The following is a 17,251-nucleotide window of genomic DNA, read 5'->3' on the forward strand; positions in this document are numbered from 1 at the left end:
ACCTAAGGCCCGTATGAATCGGTTCCCCAGAACGCCCTGTTGCGCGTCGGCGGGGTACAGCGCAGGACCACCTGCGCGATTTCGAGGATACGATGGTCCCACGCGCAGAGCGCGAAAAGGACGAGATAGAAGACGGGCGCCGCCAAAAACGACCAGAACGACGTGGTCGCAAGCCAGGCGATGATCGTGGCGGCGATAACGACCACGACCGCCATATACGGCACGCCCCAAAGGGTCGGGGAGCGGGTCAACCCGATCACCAGCGGCGTCAGGCGCGGCTTTTCGTCCTCGAACTCGGCCATCGCTGTTCGTTCCGGCGACTAGCGCTGCGCCATATCGGCGAGCTGATCGACGATCCCCTGCGCTCCGAACACGAGCCCTATTCCAATGATCACGGCACCGGCCATGAACCAGGACAAGCGTCCGGCGAAGGCCAGGAAGCCCAACCCGATCACCGCGATGGTGGCCGCCAGCCTTCCAAACGGGCCCGTGATGAAATTGACGATCTCCTGGAGTACCGTCTGAACCGGGGTGAAGACGGAGTTGCCCGTCGCCTGGGCGAAAGCGGCGTCAGCGAACGGAAGCTGTGCCGCTGTCGCCACGACGAGAAGTGCAAGGCCCTTCGTATATCGTTCTTGTGCTGCAATATCGTTCATCGGCAATTTCTCCTCAAAAATGCATGACCCCATCAATAAACGTAAACTGGTCCCCGTCACCGCTCGGGACCGCCTCCTCCCGGACACCGGCCACCGAAACGGCCCGCGTGCGGTCTGCAATCGGCTTTTCGGGCGCGATGCCGATCTGGTAATCGACGACACGCGCGACATAGCGCAGCGTCTCCTGGAAGGGCGGGATGCCACCGTGCTCCAGGACCGCCGCCTCCCCCGCATTGTAAGCGGCTGCCGCGAGCAGGGGATTTCGAAAAATTTCGAGCAGCCTGCGCAGATGGCGCACACCGGCGTCGATATTGGTTGCCGGGTCGCAGACGGCCTCCACCCCGAGCTCACGAGCCGTGTCCGGCATGAGCTGCATGGTGCCGCGCGCACCGGCCGCTGAATCGCGATGCCGGCCGAAATCCGACTCCGCCCAGGCGGTGGCGGCAGCGAATTTCGCATCGATCCCGTATTTGACGGCCGTGCGCTCGACCAGGGCCTTGATCTGCGAAGGCTCCAGTTGGGCCGGCCCGCACCGCGCCTCGCTTGCCCCGGCAGTATCCTCCGTGGCAGGCGAACGCCTCCGGGCCCCATCCTTTATGGTTGCAGAATGCTCGTCCACATACATTAACTCATTTAAGTAAACATTACCGATTTGATGTCGGCTATACGATGGGACCGCAGAGGCCATAGCGCCTCCTTCCCTTCTCAGGATCGCAGCGGCGGCAGGCTCTCCGGCGCCCCAACGTTCATCGAAGGCGGCACCAGCCAATGCAAGCTCGACATGAACCTCATTCTCTTCTAAACTTTTGTTTTTAAATATAATATTTTCCTTTTCGGATGCCTGAACCGACAGCGAAAAAAGCCCGGCAACCACCGCCGGGGACAGCCCGGACACAAGGCCTGGAACCTTCACACCTCTCATCGCTCCTCCCTGACGATCTCGATGCCCTATAAGCCAGCATTGATTAATGCCGCATATACGTATACGTATTTGGCGCAGTAATCCAGAGATTTTTTGATACCGTTCTGGCTACCCGCTATCCAGGGAGGAAACCGATGAAATCTGCACTGCTTATCGTCCTTGCCGCCTTGTCTCCGTTCAGTGCCGTCGCTGCACCGACCGGCTACTTCGACCTGGGACCGCAGATCACGCTCGAAAGCGGCGATACCTGGCGTGATGACAAGGGGCGCTACCGGCTCTATGGCGTCCAGTCCTGCCTCCGCGGCACCACCTATACCGACACGCAGGGCCGTGAACGCGACTGCGGCGAGGCCTCCATGGCCATGTTCGCGGCATTCATCGAAGACACGAGCCCAGTCTGCGCGCCCGTTATGCGGACCCCCGATCTGACCTACGTCATGTGCTACGCCACTGTCGGCAGGCAACGCAGCGATCTCGGCCTTTTATTGATCAACAGCGGCTACGCCTTTGCGGCGCTCGACGCGGAAGGAATGCCCTATCAGATGGCCTATGCCCTCGCCGAACAGACGGCGCGGAAGAAAAAGGAGGGGCTGTGGCAGTTCAGCGACGTCGTCCACCCCGCGGTTCTCATGAGCACGAACGCGCGGCACGGCGTGGATGGGACCGCAAAATGAAGCGGTTTGCCGTCCTCCTGGTCAGCGCATCGGCCGCGGCGGCAGGCTGCACCGCTGGCGCGCCGACGCCTGATGCGTACGGTTTCGCCGGCCTCCCCGTATTCGAGGGCAGGGTGGCCGTGATGGACGGGCGCACCCTCTGGTACCCCCGCTTCGCGCAGAAGGTGCGCCTGACGGATCTCGACACCTGCGAACTGCCGCAATGGGCGCTCGATCCGGAATGGGAGAACCGCGAGCACACGAAATCGCCCGCACCCGTGCCGTGCGGTTCCCTGGCCAGGGCCTGGCTGAAGCGCCTGGTCGGCGGCAGCAGCGTGCGGTGCGTGACCACCGCCTATGATGTGGGAAACCTTGCAACGGCCTATTGCAGCGTGGCCGGACGGGATCTCGGTACCGAGATGCTGCAGGCGGGGTGGGCGCGTGTAAACACGCCGCGCCCGTCCCGCGCGGCCTATCTCAGCGCGCAACGCCATGCCATGGCTGCACGCTACGGCATGTGGAAAACTTACGTTCTGGATATGGAGGAATGGCGCCGGAAGGCGCGCGACAAAACGCTCCGCCGAAAGCCCATCGCAGATTTCAATCTGCTTGCCGAGCGCGAAAAAGAGATTTCACCACCTTTCCGGGATGCCCGCATGCGGCCGGTGCGCAGGGACCGGTGAACGTTTACCGCCCGTCGATAGGAATTGTTCAAATCCGAACGGTTTTTGAAGGATGATGCTCATTCGATCTCTGTAAGCCGGCTTCTCGGAAGGGACGCCGAGCATGCGGAATGGGAATGAAAGACGTCTTCCTGAAAGCCGGGCTGACGGCGCTCGCTGCCGCGGCCGCCGGATTGCTCGCTGCGCTCCATATCCACACGCGGGCAACCGTCGGTGAGCCGTTTACACCCCTTCTCGCCGTCGCTGTCGCGCTCGCCGCCGCATGCACCGCATTCCTCTTCAGCCTGACCGTCTTCGCCCGCAACCATCGCCTGGCGCAGGAACTGGAAATGCTGACGCACGCCCATGCGCGGCTGGAGGCGAAAACGCGCACCGACCATCTCACCGGTCTCTCCAACCGCGAACACTTCTACCGCATGCTCAAGAGCAGCCGCCGCAAGTCCGAAATACGTTCGCTGCTCATCATCGACGCGGACCACTTCAAGAAGATCAATGATCGGCATGGCCATCTGGTGGGGGACAAGGCGCTGATGAAGATCAGCCAGGCGCTGTGCCGGGCCGTCCGGGCCAACGACATCGTCGCGCGGATCGGCGGCGAAGAGTTCGGGATCATCCTCATAAACGCCGATGCGCACGAAACTCTGGAGGTGGCCGAGCGCATCCGCCGGGAGGTGGAGTGCATCGAGTTCATCGCCTCCGACGGCAGCAAAGTCCCGCTCACCGTCAGCATCGGCGGCGCGGCGGAGATCGGCGGACAGCCCGCCTCATTCCTGATGCGCGAAGCCGATTTCTGCCTTTACCAGGCCAAGAATCGCGGCCGCAACCGCGCCGTCATCCAGCCTCTCGCGCAGGAGAAGCACCCGCACGACACGCGCCAGGGCGTCGCCCCCGGGGAGACCAAGGTCCTGCCCGATTGCCGGGGAACATTGCCGGCCGCCAGGCATTAGATTCCAACAGGTCTGGGCGGCGAAAACCGCCGATCGCGCCTGTCGGAGAGCCGGAATGACCACGCGGCATCACCACATCCCCTCGGGCTTGCCGCAGAAGCTGGACCTGCACGTCCCTCCAACGGGCAGATCTGCGGCGGAGGGCTATGCCGAGCTTCTGCGCCTGCTCGAGGATCTCGGCGCGCGGCTTAACCAGGGGCCGGTCTCCAAAGGCGAACTGCGTGTGTGGGAACACGCCGTCATTGCCCACCTGCACGACAGGGAAATCGACCGTCTGATGCGCGTGCCTGATGAGGCGGCGTTCGAGAACCTTGCGCTGCCCGAAGAGCGCTGGCGCAATCTCCGCGCCATCCTTCTCGCCCGCAAGGGACTGAATCAAAACGCGTGTTGAGCCGGTCGGCATCGCCGGCTGCGATACGAAACCGCCCCTGTTGCGGGTCGAACCACCAGAAGGGCGCGGGAGCCGAAACCAGCATCTCTGGAACAAACGCAACGCCTCGTTGTTGGTAGCGTGAGGAGCGGTTCGGCCGGTGCCTCTGGCCAACGCCGGCCGCCCTGCGGCAGCTGGAGGTGAAGCATGCAAGGTGCAGAATTAAGGGTCGGAATCGTCGGCGTTGGAAACTGCGCGTCGTCCTTCGTGCAAGGGCTGAGCTATTACCGCGGGAAGCATTCGAACGAACCGATCGCCGGCCTGATGAGCACCGATCTCGGTGGCTACTCGGTCGACGACGTCGTGATCTCCTCGGCCTTCGACGTGGGCGCCGCAAAGGTCGGCCGCGACGTCTCGGAAGCGATCTTCGCACCGCCGAACAACACCATGCACTTTGCAGACGTCGCTCCGACGGGAGTGAAGGTCGAGCGCGGCAAAACCTTGGACGGAATCGGCCAGTATGTAAGCGATCTGGTCGAGGAGTCGGATGAGCCCGAGGCTGACGTGACCGAGATGCTCGGCCGTAGCCGCACCGACGTGCTCGTCTCCTATCTGCCGGTCGGCTCCGAGCAGGCCTCCCTTTGGTATGCCGAGCGGGCACTGGAGGCCGGCTGCGCCTTTGTCAACTGCATTCCCGTCTTCATCGCCTCGCGCCCGGAATGGCGCGCGCGCTTCGAGGAACGCGGCCTGCCCCTGATCGGCGACGACATCAAGAGCCAGGTCGGCGCAACCATCGTTCACCGCATGCTCACAAACCTGTTCCGCGAGCGCGGCATCAAGCTGGAGCGGACCTACCAGCTCAATTTCGGCGGCAACACCGACTTCCTCAACATGCTGGAACGCGAGCGCCTGGAATCGAAGAAGATCTCCAAGACCCAGTCGGTGACGAGCCAGCTCGGCGTGCCGATGCCGGCGGAGAACGTCCATGTGGGACCCAGCGACCACGTCCCCTGGCTCACCGACAGGAAAATGGCCTATATCCGGATGGAAGGCACCGCCTTCGGCGGGGTGCCCATCAGTGCCGAGCTCAAGCTCGAGGTCTGGGATTCGCCCAATTCCGCCGGTGTGGTCATCGACGCCGTGCGCTGCGCGAAGCTCGCGCTCGATCGTGGGCTGGGCGGGGCGCTGATCGGTCCTTCAAGCTACTTCATGAAGTCGCCGCCCCAGCAGTTCACGGACGCCGACGCCCGGGCGCGCACCTTGCGCTTCATCTCCGGCGATGACGAATTTCCCACCAGGACCGCGCAGTGAGTACCCTCTTTCATCTTGTGCGACACGCGGATCACGGCCACGTTGGCACGGTCCTCACCGGACGGATGCCGGGTATAGACCTCTCCGAGGCCGGCCGTGCCCAAGCCGGAGCCCTGGTCCGGCATATGCGCGAAGGGCAAATCGCTGCCCTCTTCGCCAGCCCGCAACCGCGCGCGCGCCAGACCGCAAAGATCCTTTCCGCCGCCATCGGCGTGGAAGCGGAAAGCGCAGCCGCCCTCGACGAGATCGATTTCGGCCGCTGGACGGGCAAGACGTTCGCCGCTCTCGAAGACGACCCCGAATGGCGCCGCTGGAACGCCGAGCGGGACCTCGCGGCCACGCCGGCCGGCGAAACCATGCGGATGGTCGCCGAGCGCATCACCGGCTTCATGGAAGGCCTCGCGCAGCGCTTGCCGGGGGCCACGGTCTGTCTCGTCAGCCATAGCGACGTCATCAAGGCTGCGGTCTGCCGCTTTGATGGACGGCCGTTCCAGTCCGTGCACGCTTTCGAGATCTCTCCCGCCTCCGTCACCACGCTTGCGCTCGGGCCGCGTGGCGGAAAGATCCTTGCGCTCAACGATTGCGGCCATCTGGCCGAGGAGGGCGTGCCTTGAAGATGGTGATTTTCGGCCTGACGATCTCCTCCTCCTGGGGAAACGGCCACGCCACGCTGTGGCGTGGTCTTATCCGGGCCCTGGCGCAGCAGGGCTGGCACGTTGTCTTCTTCGAACGTGACGTGCCCTACTATGCCGGCGCCCGCGACCTGTTCGAGATCGAGGGAGGCGAGCTCGTCCTTTACCGGAACTGGAAGGACGCGCTCCCCGCCGCCCGGCGCCACCTGCGCGAGGCGGATGCCGCCATCGTCACGTCCTATTGCCCGGACGGTGTGCAAGCCTCGGAACTTGCACTGTCGGCCGAACGGCCCGTGAAGGTCTTCTATGATCTCGACACACCGGTCACGCTCTCGGCCCTCGACCGCGGCGAGCGCGTGCCCTATATCGGCGAGCGCGGGCTGCGGGACTTCGATCTCGTTCTAAGCTATACCGGCGGCCGCGCCTTGCACGCTCTGCGCGAGCGGCTGGCAGCGCGCCTGGTGCGGCCGCTCTACGGCCATGTGGACCCGGCCGTGCATAGGCCGACCACGCCACGCCGGCACTATGCCGCGGACCTGTCCTATATCGGAACCTATGCCGCCGACCGGCAGGATGCGCTGGTGGAGCTGTTCGTCGAACCCGCGCGAAAGCGGCCCGCCAACCGCTTCGTCATAGCCGGCACGCAATATCCGGACGATTTTCCCTGGGCGAGAAACATCTTCTTCGTCCGGCACCTCCCGCCCGACGAGCACCCGGCCTTCTATTCCTCGGGCCGGCTGACCCTCAACATCACCCGCCGCGCCATGGCCGAGATGGGGTGGTGTCCTTCCGGCCGGCTTTTCGAGGCCGCGGCCTGCGGCGTGCCCGTCCTGTCGGACTGGTGGGAGGGGCTCGACCACTTCTTCGCGCCCGATCGCGAGATCCTCGTGGCGCGGCAGGCAGCCGACACCCTGGCCGCGCTCGACCGCAGCGAGGCCGAGCTGAAGACCATCGCCGCACGCGCACGTGACCGCGTGCTGGCCGAGCACACCTCGCAAAAGCGGGCCGGCGAGTTCGTTTCCTATCTGGAACGCGCCCGGGAATCCGCTGATGACAGGCCAACATTGCAAATGCATGGGAGCTGAAGGATGTGGGGCATCATTCCCGCCGCCGGCAGCGGTAGCCGTATCCAGCCGCTGGCCTTCTCGAAGGAACTGCTGCCTGTCGGCAGCCGGCTGGACGGCGAATCGGAACGCCCCTGCGCCGTCAGCGAATATCTGTGCGAGCGCATGATCCGCGGCGGCGCCGACAAGCTGTGCTTCGTCATCGCGCCGGGCAAGTCCGACATCATGGAATATTACGGCGGCGGCTACGGACCGGCTTCGGTCGCCTATGTGGTCCAGCCCGAGCCGGCGGGCTTGTGCGATGCGATCTTCCGCGTCGCGCCGCTGATCACGCCGGAGGAGCACGTGCTCGTCGGCCTGCCGGATACCATCTGGCTGCCTGCCGACGGCTATCGCGCACTGCCGGAGCAAAAGCTCTCCTTCTTGCTCTTCCCTGTCGACAACCCGACGGCCTTCGATGCGGTCGAGACCGACGACGCCGGCCACGTCCGCGAAATCCAGGTAAAGCGCGCGCGGCCCTCGACCCATTGGGTGTGGGGTGCCTTCCGCATGCCGGGCCGGATCCTGCACGATCTGCGGCGACTGTGGATCGAGCGCGACCGGGCCGACGAATATATGGGAACCCTGGTCAATGCATGGCTTGCCCAGGGCGGCGAAGCCGCCGGCATCAAGGCGGGCAAAGCCTATGTCGACGTCGGCACCCTGGCCGGTTACCGCGCCGCCGGCGAGTTGCTGCGCAGCGACCGACCCGCGGCGGAGGGCGGAACCCACGTCACCATGGCCGCGCCTGCCGGCAGACGACCTTTCGGGCCGAAACGCAGCCTGCCGTCCGTCCACGCTGCATCCGAGATCGAACAACGCACCTGAGGGAAAGCCGAGCGATGATCGAAGCTGCAATGATATGGAACGAGCCCAACAACAAGTCCCACTGGGACTTGGAAATCGATCCGGACTGGTCGCTGTTCGCCGACATGGCGGTCGGCGCCGCGGATGCAATCCGTGAGGCGAACCCGGACGTCACCACGGTGCTGGGCGGCATCTCGCCGATCGACCCGCTCTTTATTCAAAACATGCAGAGCCGATCGGTGCTGGACCATGTCGATGCGGTCGCGGTCCACGGCTTCCCGCTCGACTGGAACCTGTGGTCGATCCACGAATGGCCGGACAAGCTCGCCGAGATCCAGGCGCTCACACGGCTGCCCGTCTGGGTCAGCGAGGTGGGCGTCTCCTCGTTCGGCGCGGAGGAAGTCCAGCTGTGGGGCCTGAAGCGCACGGCGGAGCTGCTCAAGGGGCGCGCGCCGCGCATCCAGTGGTACAGCCTGTTCGACCTGCCGCAATCCTGGGGCGCCACGACGCGACACAAGGAGGCGGAAGGCTCCTCCTATTACCGGCACTTCTACATGGGGCTCATCCGCGAGGATGGCACGCCGAAGCCCGCGCTGGAGGAATTCGCCCGCCATACGCCGGATTTCGGTATCTGCCAGTGGTTCCATTTCGAGGATCCGCGTCTCGAGAAAGGCGTGGAGTGGCTGAAGCGGCTGGGCGTGAAGTCGCTGCGCACGGGCCTTTCCTGGGCCGACAGCTTCCGCCCCAACGCACTTGACTGGTTCGACCGGCAGATGGCGGCAATCGAGGATTTCGACGTGACGCTCACCTTCTGCTTCACGCCGGAGCACCGCGGCATCGCCCCCCATCACACGAGCCCGCCGCTCGTGAAGGAGGAGTACGCCGACTTCTGTGCGTCCATGATCGAGCGCTACGCGGGCCGCTCCAAACGCCGCATAAGAGGAGCCGCATGAAGCTCGATGCCGGGCGGAAACGGCCGGCGGGCTGCCGCTTCCTCGACCGGCTCGGCAATTCCGTAGACGCGATCATCGACGGCGGCGGCATAATGGCCGTCTTCGCCCATCCCGATGACGAAACCATCGCCATCGGCGGGCATCTGCCGCGGCTGCCGGGAATCCGCCTGCTTCACGTGACGGATGGAGCCCCCGCCGGGATGGCAGACGCCCTGGCCAACGGGTTCTCCCGCCGCGAAGATTACGCCGCAGCGCGAAAACGCGAGCTGGCCGCCGCCGTGGCCATGGCCGGCATTCCGGCCGAAGCGTTGCTTCCCCTGTGCGCGGCCGACCAGACGGTGGCCTTTCAAATGCCTGCGCTGACGCGGTCGCTGGCCGGGACCTTCCATGGCAGCCAGACACGCACGGTGATCACCCATGCCTATGAGGGCGGCCATCCGGATCACGACGCGACCGCCCTTATCGTCCATGCCGCGTGCCGGCTCCTGGAGGAGCGCGGTGCCGCCGTACCTGAAATCGTTGAATGTCCGTTGTATCATTCACGCGATGGCAACTGGACGGCCCAGGATTTCGCACTGCGGCCACATCCCGGCGGCAGGGAGATCAGAATCGTCCTCACGCCCGAAAGGGCGCAGGGCAAACACAGAATGCTTTCGGCTCATGCCAGCCAGCACCGTACCCTTGCCCGCTTCACCTGCGCGGTGGAGTGCTTTCGCCCGGCACCGCGCTACGATTTTGCGGCATTGCCCAATGGCGGGGAACTTCTCTACGAGTGCTTCGATTGGGGGCTTGATGGGAACACGTGGCTTCGCCTCGCCGAAGAGGCGCGCCGCGAACTCGGCCTGCCGCGATGGTTCTGACAGTTCTCAATGTGGCCTACCCCTTCGCCCCCGTCGGCCCCGACGCCGTGGGCGGCGCCGAGCAGGTGCTGTCCGCCCTGGATTACGCGCTGGTCGAACAAGGGCATCGCTCGATCGTGATCGCCTGCGAGGGGTCGACCGCCGCCGGAGAACTCGTACCCGTCGCAGTGGAAAGCGGCCGGCTGGACGAGACCGCCCGCGAGCGGGCCTGGGCGGCCTACCGCGCGGCGATTGGCGAGGTCGTGCACAACGAGACGGTCGATCTGGTCCATCTGCACGGCATCGACTTTCCGGCATACCTCCCCGAAGGCGTTCCCACGCTTGCCACCCTCCACCTGCCGCTCGACTGGTATCCGGCCTCGATCTTCCGCCCGCACGCCGATCTCCGGCTCCACTGCGTCTCCGAGGCCCAAGACGCGACCCGGCCGCCGGGAGCGCAACTCCTGCCGCCGATACCGAACGGCGTCTCGCCGAAGCTGTTTGCCACCACGTGCCGCAAGCGCGGGCACGCGATCGTCCTGAGCCGCATCTGTCCCGAGAAGGGGATCGACATCGCCCTTCAAGCCTGCCGCCTGGCCGATACGCCGCTGCTGATTGGTGGCCGGGTTTTCCCCTATGCGGCTCATGAATGCTATTTCGAGGAACGGGTCAGGCCTCTTCTCGACGAACGCCGCCGCTTTCTCGGCCCGCTCGGCTTCGACCGCAAACGGCGCCTTCTCGCCGCTGCGCGCTGCGCGCTCATCCCGAGCCTGGCGGCCGAGACAAGCTCGCTGGCGGCGATCGAGGCGCTTGCCTGCGGCACGCCGGTCGTCGCGCTTCCCAACGGCGCGCTTCCATCCATCATCGAACACGGCAAGACCGGTTTCCTTGTCAGGGATGCGCGCGAGATGGCAGAGGCGATCCTTGCCGCCGGCGACCTCGATTCGGAGGAATGCCGGGCCGTCGCGGCCGAGCGCTTCTCGCTAGAAACGATGACGGCGCGGTACTTCGATGTCTATAGGGGTATCAGCCGGCGCGGTCGTGAAGAAAGCGCATTGGAAAAGACCGGCTGAGGCCGCCTGCTAGGCGCAAGGCGGCGGATCGACATAGTCCGGCCGCGCACCCTTCCGGCAAAGATAGACCTCGCGTTCCGGATGCGCCTCGATGGCGAACCCGGCGCTGCGCAACATGCCTTCGACGGCCGCACGATTGGGAATGAACCAGTTCGTCGGGTCACCGCAATAGCGGTGCTCAACGAAATGCAGCTTGGGAAAGGTGTGCTCGTCGAACACCGCCTGCTCGGAGAACGGGTAGTCTCGCTCCAGTTGCGCAACGCCATCGCTGCCGCGCTGCATGCTTTGGAAGAGAAGCAGATCGTCCGCGACGTACTCGTAGATCATATCCAGCGCCAGCAGCGGATGGCGCAGATGGTAGAGAACTCCGGTGAAGATCACCAGGTCGAACCTGCGCTGAAGCTTCGGCACATCGTAGACGGACATCTGGTGCAGTTCGAGGTCGTAGCCCTCCTGCTCCGCGGCAAAGGCCGCCTGACGCAGATAGTGCGTATCGTGATCGATGCCCACCACGTGCCGCGCGTTGCGCCGTTTCATCTCGAGCGAGTAGAAGCCGGCGTTGCAGCCGATGTCCAGCACCGTCCTGTCCGTCAGATCCTCCGGCAGCACCTGCGCGAAGGTCTCCCACTTGCACGCCGGATAATTGCCGAGGAAGTGATCGGGCGCGGTTTCGACGCCGCGAATCCGCATATTGTGAAACCAGGGGCCAAGCTCCTCGATACGCTTGCGAATCTCGCGCGTGTCTTCCGCGTCCAGGCCGGCCGTCATCGCGTTTGTCTCCTGCGCGCTTCCCAGATGCATCGTTCCGGGCCCATGGACAGCTATGGTGTGGCGTCGCGCAACCATCTGTCCACCGGCCCTGCTGAGGCGTCTTCCCGTCAGAACCTCCCGCGGCTGCAAGAGTTCCGCATGCGCGGCAATTCCGGCGTGTCCTGTCGAACCGGGTGCGGCCTTCGCACGCAGCGACACCTGCGGGGTGGACAAGCACACCCATCCTGCAGATTATGGCGCCGCGAGCCGGTTCGTTGCGGCTTGCTGCCATTGGAGGGGGAAATGGAATTTGATCCGGTTCTTCTGGCACGCATCCAATTCGCCTTCACGGTCTCCTTCCATATCATCTTCCCTGCCTTCACCATCGGGTTGTCGGCCTTCATCGCGGTCCTGCTCCTCACCTGGTTGCGGACCGGCAACGAGAAATACCACCGGCTGGCGCGCTTCTGGACCAAGATCTTCGCCGTTTCCTTCGCCATGGGCGTGGTCTCCGGCATCGTGCTGTCCTACCAGTTCGGCACCAACTGGAGCCGCTTCTCGCAATTCAGCGGCAATGTGATCGGCCCGCTGATCGGCTACGAGGTGCTGACGGCCTTCTATCTGGAGGCGACGTTCCTCGGCATCCTGCTGTTCGGCTGGAACCGGTTTCCCGACTGGCTGATCACCCTTGCCGCCGTGCTGGTGGCGATCGGCACCTCGATCAGCGCATTCTGGATCCTGGCCGCCAACAGCTGGATGCAGACGCCGGCCGGACACGAGATCCGCGACGGCATCGCCTATCCCGTGGACTGGCTGCAGGTGATCTTCAATCCGAGCTTTCCCTACCGGCTGGCGCATATGCTGAACGCGGCGTATCTGACGACGGCGGTCGTGGTGCTCGCCGTCGGCGCGCGCTACCTCATCGCCGGCCGCCACGAGGAGGAAAGCCGCACCATGTTGAGAATGGCGGTCGGCATGATCGCCGTCGCCGCACCGCTGCAACTCGTCATCGGTGACATGCACGGCCTCAACACGCTCGAGCACCAGCCGGTGAAGGTCTCGGCGATGGAAGGACACTGGAGCGAGAGCGATCCCGGCCATCTGGTGCTGTTCGGCATTCCCGACGAGGAACAGCGCACCAACCATTTCGAGGTCGCCATCCCCCATCTCGGCGCGCTTATCCTGACCCACGACTGGGACGGCACCTATCTCGGCCTCACGGATTTCCCCGAGGACGAGTGGCCCCCCGTCGCCAATGTCTTCTTCACCTTCCGCATCATGGTGGGCATCGGCCTGCTGCTGATCGCCGTCGGCTTCTGGGGCCTTTACCTGTGGTGGCGCGGACGGCTCTTCGACAGCGCCTTCTTCCTGCGCTCTACCTCCTATATGTGGCCGCTCGGCTTCATCGCCATCCTCGCCGGCTGGTTCGTGACCGAGCAGGGCCGGCAGCCATGGGTCGTCTACGACCATATGCGAACGGTGGACGCCGTCTCGCCCGTGCCCGGCGCCAGCGTCGCCGGCACGCTGGCGCTTTTCGTCTTCATCTATGGCATCGTCTTCGCGATGGGGATCTATTACATCAACCGGCTGATCCATAAGGGCCCCGTCGGCCGGGCCACCGAAGCCGCCACCGGCGTGCCGAACCGGCCGCTTTCGGGCGCCGAAGGAGCCACGCGCGAAGCGACCGGCCGCGAATCCGGCGAGGGCCCGGGGCGGCCCCTCACGGCGCCGAAGGGGTGACGATCATGGAATGGTATCTTCCCGTCATATGGGCCGGCCTGATCGGCACCGCGGTTGCCATGTATGTCATTCTCGACGGCTTCGACCTTGGCATCGGCATCCTGTTTCCCTTTGCCCGCGAGGAGGAAGAGCGCGACCTGATGATGAATTCGGTCGCCCCCTTCTGGGACGGAAACGAGACCTGGCTGGTGCTGGGCGGCGGCGGCCTCTGGGTCGCTTTCCCGATGGCCTATTCCGTCGTCATGCCGGCGCTTTACCTGCCCGTCATCGGCATGCTTCTGGCACTCGTCCTGCGCGGCGTGTCCTTCGAGTTCCGCTGGGTCGCCAAGCCGGGCCACCTGATATGGGACATCGCCTTCGCCGGCGGTTCGATCGTCGCCGCCTTCCTGCAGGGTGTGATCCTGGGCGGTCTTCTGCAGGGTATCGACGTGGAGAACGGGCAATATGCCGGCGGTGCCTTCGACTGGCTCACACCCTTTTCCATCTTCGTCGGCCTGGCCGTAGTGGCGGGCTACGCCCTCCTCGGCGCCACCTGGCTCATCATGCGCACGAGCGGGCCGGTGCGCGAGTTCGCCCGCCGTTACGCGCCTGCGCTGCTTCTCGGCGTGGTCGGGGCAATGGCGGTGATCAGCGTTTGGACGCCGTTGGGGATCGACCGCGTCGCCGAACGCTGGTTCAGCACGCCGAACATCTTTCTGCTCTGGCCGATCCCGCTCGCCGCGGCCCTGACCGCCTTCGGCGTGTGGCGCTGGATCGAGGCCGGCAAGGACGGCCTGCCCTTCTTCGGCACCATCGTCCTGTTCCTGCTGGGCTATGCCGGTCTCGTCATTTCCAACGTGCCGTATCTGGTGCCGCCGCACCTGACCTTCTGGGACACGGCCGCCGCGCCGGCATCGCAGATCTTCTTCCTGATGGGGACCATCTTCCTGCTGCCACTGGTCCTCGGCTACACCGCTTTCGTCTACTGGGTCTTCCGCGGCAAGATCGCGCCCGGCGAAGGATATCACTGAGGCGCCACAGGCGCCCTGTGCGAGGAGACCGACAATTTGCGGGCCGCGGCGGCAAATGACGGCGCACACCGCTCGAGATAAATCCGGAACCAGACGGTAAACCGCTCGGGCGCGGCCGCAACCTCCCGCATGAGGCGGTCCGGATCGATCCAGCGCGCCTCCGCGACCTCTTCCGGATTGGGCCGCAGCGTGCCGTCATGACGGCCGACGAAGAGATGCGCGATCTCGTTCTCCACGAGTTCGGAAGAGACGCGCGCGCAATAGGAGACCGTCTGCAGCGGCATGACCGGGCAGTCGATGCCGAGCTCCCATCGGAGCCGGCGGACGACCGCGACATCCACCGCCTCGCCGGGACGCGGATGGGAGCAGCACGCATTCGCCCATTGCCCGGCGGAATGATACTTTTCCGCCGCCCGCTTCTGAATCAGCATCTCGCCTTCGCCATTGAACAGGATGACCGAAAACGCCCGATGCCTGAGGCCGCGGCGATGCGCCTCGAGCTTTCCGGCAACGCCGACGGCCCTGTCGTCGGGGCTGACCAGGATGACTTGTTCTTCATGCGACATCGGGAGGAGGCCTTTGCAATTCTCCGCCCCTTGCCGCTGCCGAAAGAAGCGGTGGGCGTTCTGTTCGTTGACTGGCCGGCGCCGGACGCCGCCATAGCGCGGCAACGGAAATGTGGCGACGCGGGGCATCCCCGACAGATACGCCGCAATCCCATCGGGTCAAGGGCGGCGCGGCGTTTTGCGAGAACCGCACTCCGCACGCCTCAAGTCCTCGCTCGATGATGGGCGGTCGTGCCCCTCGTGTTCTTCCCGCTAAGGATCGCGGCTGAGGACGGCCACGTGGGCGGTAGCCTTGGCCGGTCCGCCCGGATATAGTCGCGCCCGACAGATCAAGAGGAACCGAAGAAAAGATATGCCTTCCTACCGCTCCCGCACGACGACCCACGGCAGAAACATGGCCGGCGCCCGCGGCCTCTGGCGCGCCACCGGCATGAAGGACTCGGATTTCGGCAAGCCGATCATTGCCGTCGTCAATTCCTTCACCCAGTTCGTGCCCGGCCACGTGCACCTGAAGGACCTCGGGCAGCTCGTCGCGCGCGAGATCGAGGCGGCCGGCGGCGTGGCCAAGGAATTCAACACGATCGCGGTGGACGATGGCATCGCCATGGGGCACGACGGGATGCTCTATTCCCTGCCCTCGCGCGAGCTCATCGCCGATTCCGTCGAGTACATGGTCAACGCCCATTGCGCCGATGCGATGGTCTGCATCTCCAATTGCGACAAGATCACGCCCGGCATGCTGATGGCGTCCATGCGGCTCAACATTCCGACGGTCTTCGTCTCCGGCGGACCGATGGAGGCGGGCAAGGTGGTGCTTTCCGGCAAGGAGCAGGCACTCGATCTCGTCGACGCCATGGTGGCGGCCGCCGACGACCGGATCTCGGACGAGGACGTCCAGACCATCGAGCGCTCAGCCTGCCCCACCTGCGGCTCCTGCTCCGGCATGTTCACCGCCAATTCGATGAACTGCCTGACGGAAGCGCTCGGCCTGTCGCTGCCCGGCAACGGCTCCATGCTCGCCACCCATGCCGACCGCCGGCGCCTCTTCGTCGAGGCGGGGCACCTCGTCGTCGATCTCGCCCAGCGCCGCTACGAGCAGGACGACGAGAGCGTTCTTCCCCGCTCGATCGCGAGCAAGGCCGCTTTCGAGAACGCCATGACGCTCGACATCGCCATGGGCGGTTCGACGAACACGGTGCTCCACATCCTCGCCGCCGCCCAGGAAGGCGAAATCGATTTCACCATGGATGACATCAATCGGCTGTCGCGGCACGTGCCGGTGTTGTGCAAGGTGGCGCCCGCCAAGTCGGACGTGCACATGGAGGACGTGCACCGCGCCGGCGGCATCATGGCCATCCTCGGCGAGCTCGACCGGGCCGGCCTCCTCCACCGGGACGTGCCGACGGTCCACGCCGCCTCGATCGGCGAGGCCATAGAGCGCTGGGATGTTCGCCGCACGACGGGCGAGAAGGTTCATACGTTCTACCGCGCCGCCCCCGGCGGGGTGCCCACGCAACAGGCCTTCAGCCAGGAACGGCGCTGGGAGACGCTCGACCTCGACCGCGAGACGGGCGCCATCCGCGACGTCCCGCATGCCTTTTCGAAGGACGGCGGGCTGGCCGTGCTGAAGGGCAATCTGGCCCCCGACGGCTGTATCGTGAAGACGGCGGGCGTCGACGAGAGCATCCTGAAATTTGCCGGCCCCGCTCGTGTCTTCGAAAGCCAGGACGCCACCGTCAAGGCCATCCTGTCGAACGAGATCAAGCCGGGCGACGTGGTGATCATCCGCTATGAAGGCCCCCGCGGCGGGCCGGGCATGCAGGAGATGCTCTACCCCACCAGCTATTTGAAATCGAAGGGGCTCGGCAAGGCCTGCGCGCTGGTCACCGACGGGCGCTTCTCGGGCGGCACCTCGGGCCTGTCGATCGGCCATGTCTCGCCGGAAGCGGCCGAAGGCGGCGCCATCGGCCTCGTACGCGAGGGCGACACGGTCGAGATCGATATCCCCAACCGCTCGATCCGGCTCGCCGTCGACGAGCAGGAGCTGGAACGCCGCCGGGCCGAACAGGACGCGGCCGGCTGGAAGCCCGCAGCCCCGCGCAAGCGTCACGTCACCGCCGCGCTCAAGGCCTATGCGGCCATGACCACCAGCGCCGCCCAGGGCGCGGTGCGCCGCGTGCCCGAATAAGCAGAGCGCCAGACGAGGGTGCCGACGAAAGCCGGCACCCGGAACGGC

At 65.2% G+C, this 17,251-nt stretch carries 19 protein-coding genes; 14 read left to right on the forward strand and 5 right to left on the reverse strand.

Going from position 1 to position 17,251, the window contains the following annotated elements; genetic code table 11:
- Positions 1-2: 2 nt before the first annotated feature.
- The 3 genes from ACFP9U_RS03995 to ACFP9U_RS04005 are packed head-to-tail and all read right to left on the reverse strand — an operon-like array spanning position 3 to position 1,578.
- The gene (locus tag ACFP9U_RS03995) at positions 3-302 is read right to left on the reverse strand and encodes a type IV secretion system protein VirB3 (RefSeq protein WP_378619194.1); all 300 of its coding nucleotides are present in this window, start codon (positions 300-302) and stop codon (positions 3-5) included.
- Between the two features lie 18 nt (positions 303-320).
- The gene (locus ACFP9U_RS04000; protein ID WP_378619196.1) at positions 321-656 is read right to left on the reverse strand and encodes a TrbC/VirB2 family protein; all 336 of its coding nucleotides are present in this window, start codon (positions 654-656) and stop codon (positions 321-323) included.
- A 13-nt stretch (positions 657-669) separates the two neighbouring features.
- Positions 670-1,578, reverse strand: coding sequence for a lytic transglycosylase domain-containing protein (locus ACFP9U_RS04005; RefSeq protein ID WP_378619197.1), 909 nt, complete (start codon positions 1,576-1,578; stop codon positions 670-672).
- Positions 1,579-1,712: 134 nt separating this feature from the next.
- Here ACFP9U_RS04005 and ACFP9U_RS04010 point away from each other — a divergent pair, with 134 nt between their 5' ends.
- The 11 genes from ACFP9U_RS04010 (at position 1,713) to ACFP9U_RS04060 (ending at position 10,949) form a co-directional block, all read left to right on the forward strand.
- Positions 1,713-2,252, forward strand: coding sequence for a thermonuclease family protein (locus tag ACFP9U_RS04010; RefSeq protein WP_378619199.1), 540 nt, complete (start codon positions 1,713-1,715; stop codon positions 2,250-2,252).
- Positions 2,253-2,374: 122 nt separating this feature from the next.
- Positions 2,375-2,914, forward strand: a complete 540-nt coding sequence (locus ACFP9U_RS04015; RefSeq protein WP_378619268.1) for a thermonuclease family protein — start codon at positions 2,375-2,377, stop codon at positions 2,912-2,914.
- Between the two features lie 116 nt (positions 2,915-3,030).
- Positions 3,031-3,861 carry a GGDEF domain-containing protein gene (locus ACFP9U_RS04020; RefSeq protein WP_378619200.1) on the forward strand — a complete coding sequence of 277 codons (831 nt, stop codon included), beginning with the start codon at positions 3,031-3,033 and terminating at the stop codon, positions 3,859-3,861.
- Between the two features lie 55 nt (positions 3,862-3,916).
- Positions 3,917-4,252 carry a hypothetical protein gene (locus ACFP9U_RS04025; protein ID WP_378619202.1) on the forward strand — a complete coding sequence of 112 codons (336 nt, stop codon included), beginning with the start codon at positions 3,917-3,919 and terminating at the stop codon, positions 4,250-4,252.
- A 186-nt stretch (positions 4,253-4,438) separates the two neighbouring features.
- Positions 4,439-5,542, forward strand: a complete 1,104-nt coding sequence (locus ACFP9U_RS04030) for an inositol-3-phosphate synthase (RefSeq protein WP_378619203.1) — start codon at positions 4,439-4,441, stop codon at positions 5,540-5,542.
- Positions 5,539-6,156, forward strand: coding sequence for a histidine phosphatase family protein (locus ACFP9U_RS04035; RefSeq protein ID WP_378619205.1), 618 nt, complete (start codon positions 5,539-5,541; stop codon positions 6,154-6,156). The genes ACFP9U_RS04030 and ACFP9U_RS04035 overlap by 4 nt, the downstream gene beginning before the upstream one ends.
- On the forward strand, positions 6,153-7,259 hold the full coding sequence (locus tag ACFP9U_RS04040) for a CgeB family protein (RefSeq protein ID WP_378619206.1): 1,107 nt from the start codon (positions 6,153-6,155) through the stop codon (positions 7,257-7,259). The genes ACFP9U_RS04035 and ACFP9U_RS04040 overlap by 4 nt, the downstream gene beginning before the upstream one ends.
- A 3-nt stretch (positions 7,260-7,262) precedes the next feature.
- Positions 7,263-8,105, forward strand: coding sequence for a nucleotidyltransferase family protein (locus ACFP9U_RS04045; protein ID WP_378619208.1), 843 nt, complete (start codon positions 7,263-7,265; stop codon positions 8,103-8,105).
- Positions 8,106-8,119: 14 nt separating this feature from the next.
- Positions 8,120-9,037 (forward strand): beta-xylosidase, encoded by a 918-nt coding sequence (locus tag ACFP9U_RS04050; protein ID WP_378619209.1) that lies wholly within the window; start codon positions 8,120-8,122, stop codon positions 9,035-9,037.
- Positions 9,034-9,897: a PIG-L deacetylase family protein gene (locus tag ACFP9U_RS04055; protein ID WP_378619212.1), complete on the forward strand. Its 864-nt coding sequence runs from the start codon at positions 9,034-9,036 to the stop codon at positions 9,895-9,897. The genes ACFP9U_RS04050 and ACFP9U_RS04055 overlap by 4 nt, the downstream gene beginning before the upstream one ends.
- The gene (locus tag ACFP9U_RS04060) at positions 9,888-10,949 is read left to right on the forward strand and encodes a glycosyltransferase family 4 protein (RefSeq protein ID WP_378619214.1); all 1,062 of its coding nucleotides are present in this window, start codon (positions 9,888-9,890) and stop codon (positions 10,947-10,949) included. The genes ACFP9U_RS04055 and ACFP9U_RS04060 overlap by 10 nt, the downstream gene beginning before the upstream one ends.
- Before the next feature lie 9 nt (positions 10,950-10,958).
- Here ACFP9U_RS04060 and ACFP9U_RS04065 read toward each other — a convergent pair whose 3' ends face one another.
- On the reverse strand, positions 10,959-11,717 hold the full coding sequence (locus ACFP9U_RS04065) for a TIGR04290 family methyltransferase (protein WP_378619216.1): 759 nt from the start codon (positions 11,715-11,717) through the stop codon (positions 10,959-10,961).
- 285 nt (positions 11,718-12,002) lie between these two features.
- On the opposite strand from ACFP9U_RS04065, the gene ACFP9U_RS04070 reads away from it, so the two are divergent.
- Entirely contained in the window at positions 12,003-13,439 is a 1,437-nt protein-coding gene (locus ACFP9U_RS04070) for a cytochrome ubiquinol oxidase subunit I (RefSeq protein ID WP_378619217.1), read from the forward strand.
- Positions 13,440-13,444: 5 nt separating this feature from the next.
- Positions 13,445-14,449: a cytochrome d ubiquinol oxidase subunit II gene (gene cydB, locus ACFP9U_RS04075; protein ID WP_378619219.1), complete on the forward strand. Its 1,005-nt coding sequence runs from the start codon at positions 13,445-13,447 to the stop codon at positions 14,447-14,449.
- Here cydB and idi read toward each other — a convergent pair.
- Positions 14,443-15,015 carry an isopentenyl-diphosphate Delta-isomerase gene (gene idi / locus ACFP9U_RS04080; RefSeq protein ID WP_378619220.1) on the reverse strand — a complete coding sequence of 191 codons (573 nt, stop codon included), beginning with the start codon at positions 15,013-15,015 and terminating at the stop codon, positions 14,443-14,445. The two genes, cydB and idi, sit on opposite strands and share 7 nt — an antisense overlap.
- A gap of 352 nt (positions 15,016-15,367) precedes the next feature.
- Here idi and ilvD point away from each other — a divergent pair, with 352 nt between their 5' ends.
- Entirely contained in the window at positions 15,368-17,203 is a 1,836-nt protein-coding gene (gene ilvD / locus ACFP9U_RS04085) for a dihydroxy-acid dehydratase (protein WP_378619222.1), read from the forward strand.
- Positions 17,204-17,251: the final 48 nt, after the last annotated feature.

This window comes from Nitratireductor sp. GCM10026969, assembly GCF_042660605.1.
Classification (GTDB): Bacteria; Pseudomonadota; Alphaproteobacteria; order Rhizobiales; family Rhizobiaceae; genus Chelativorans.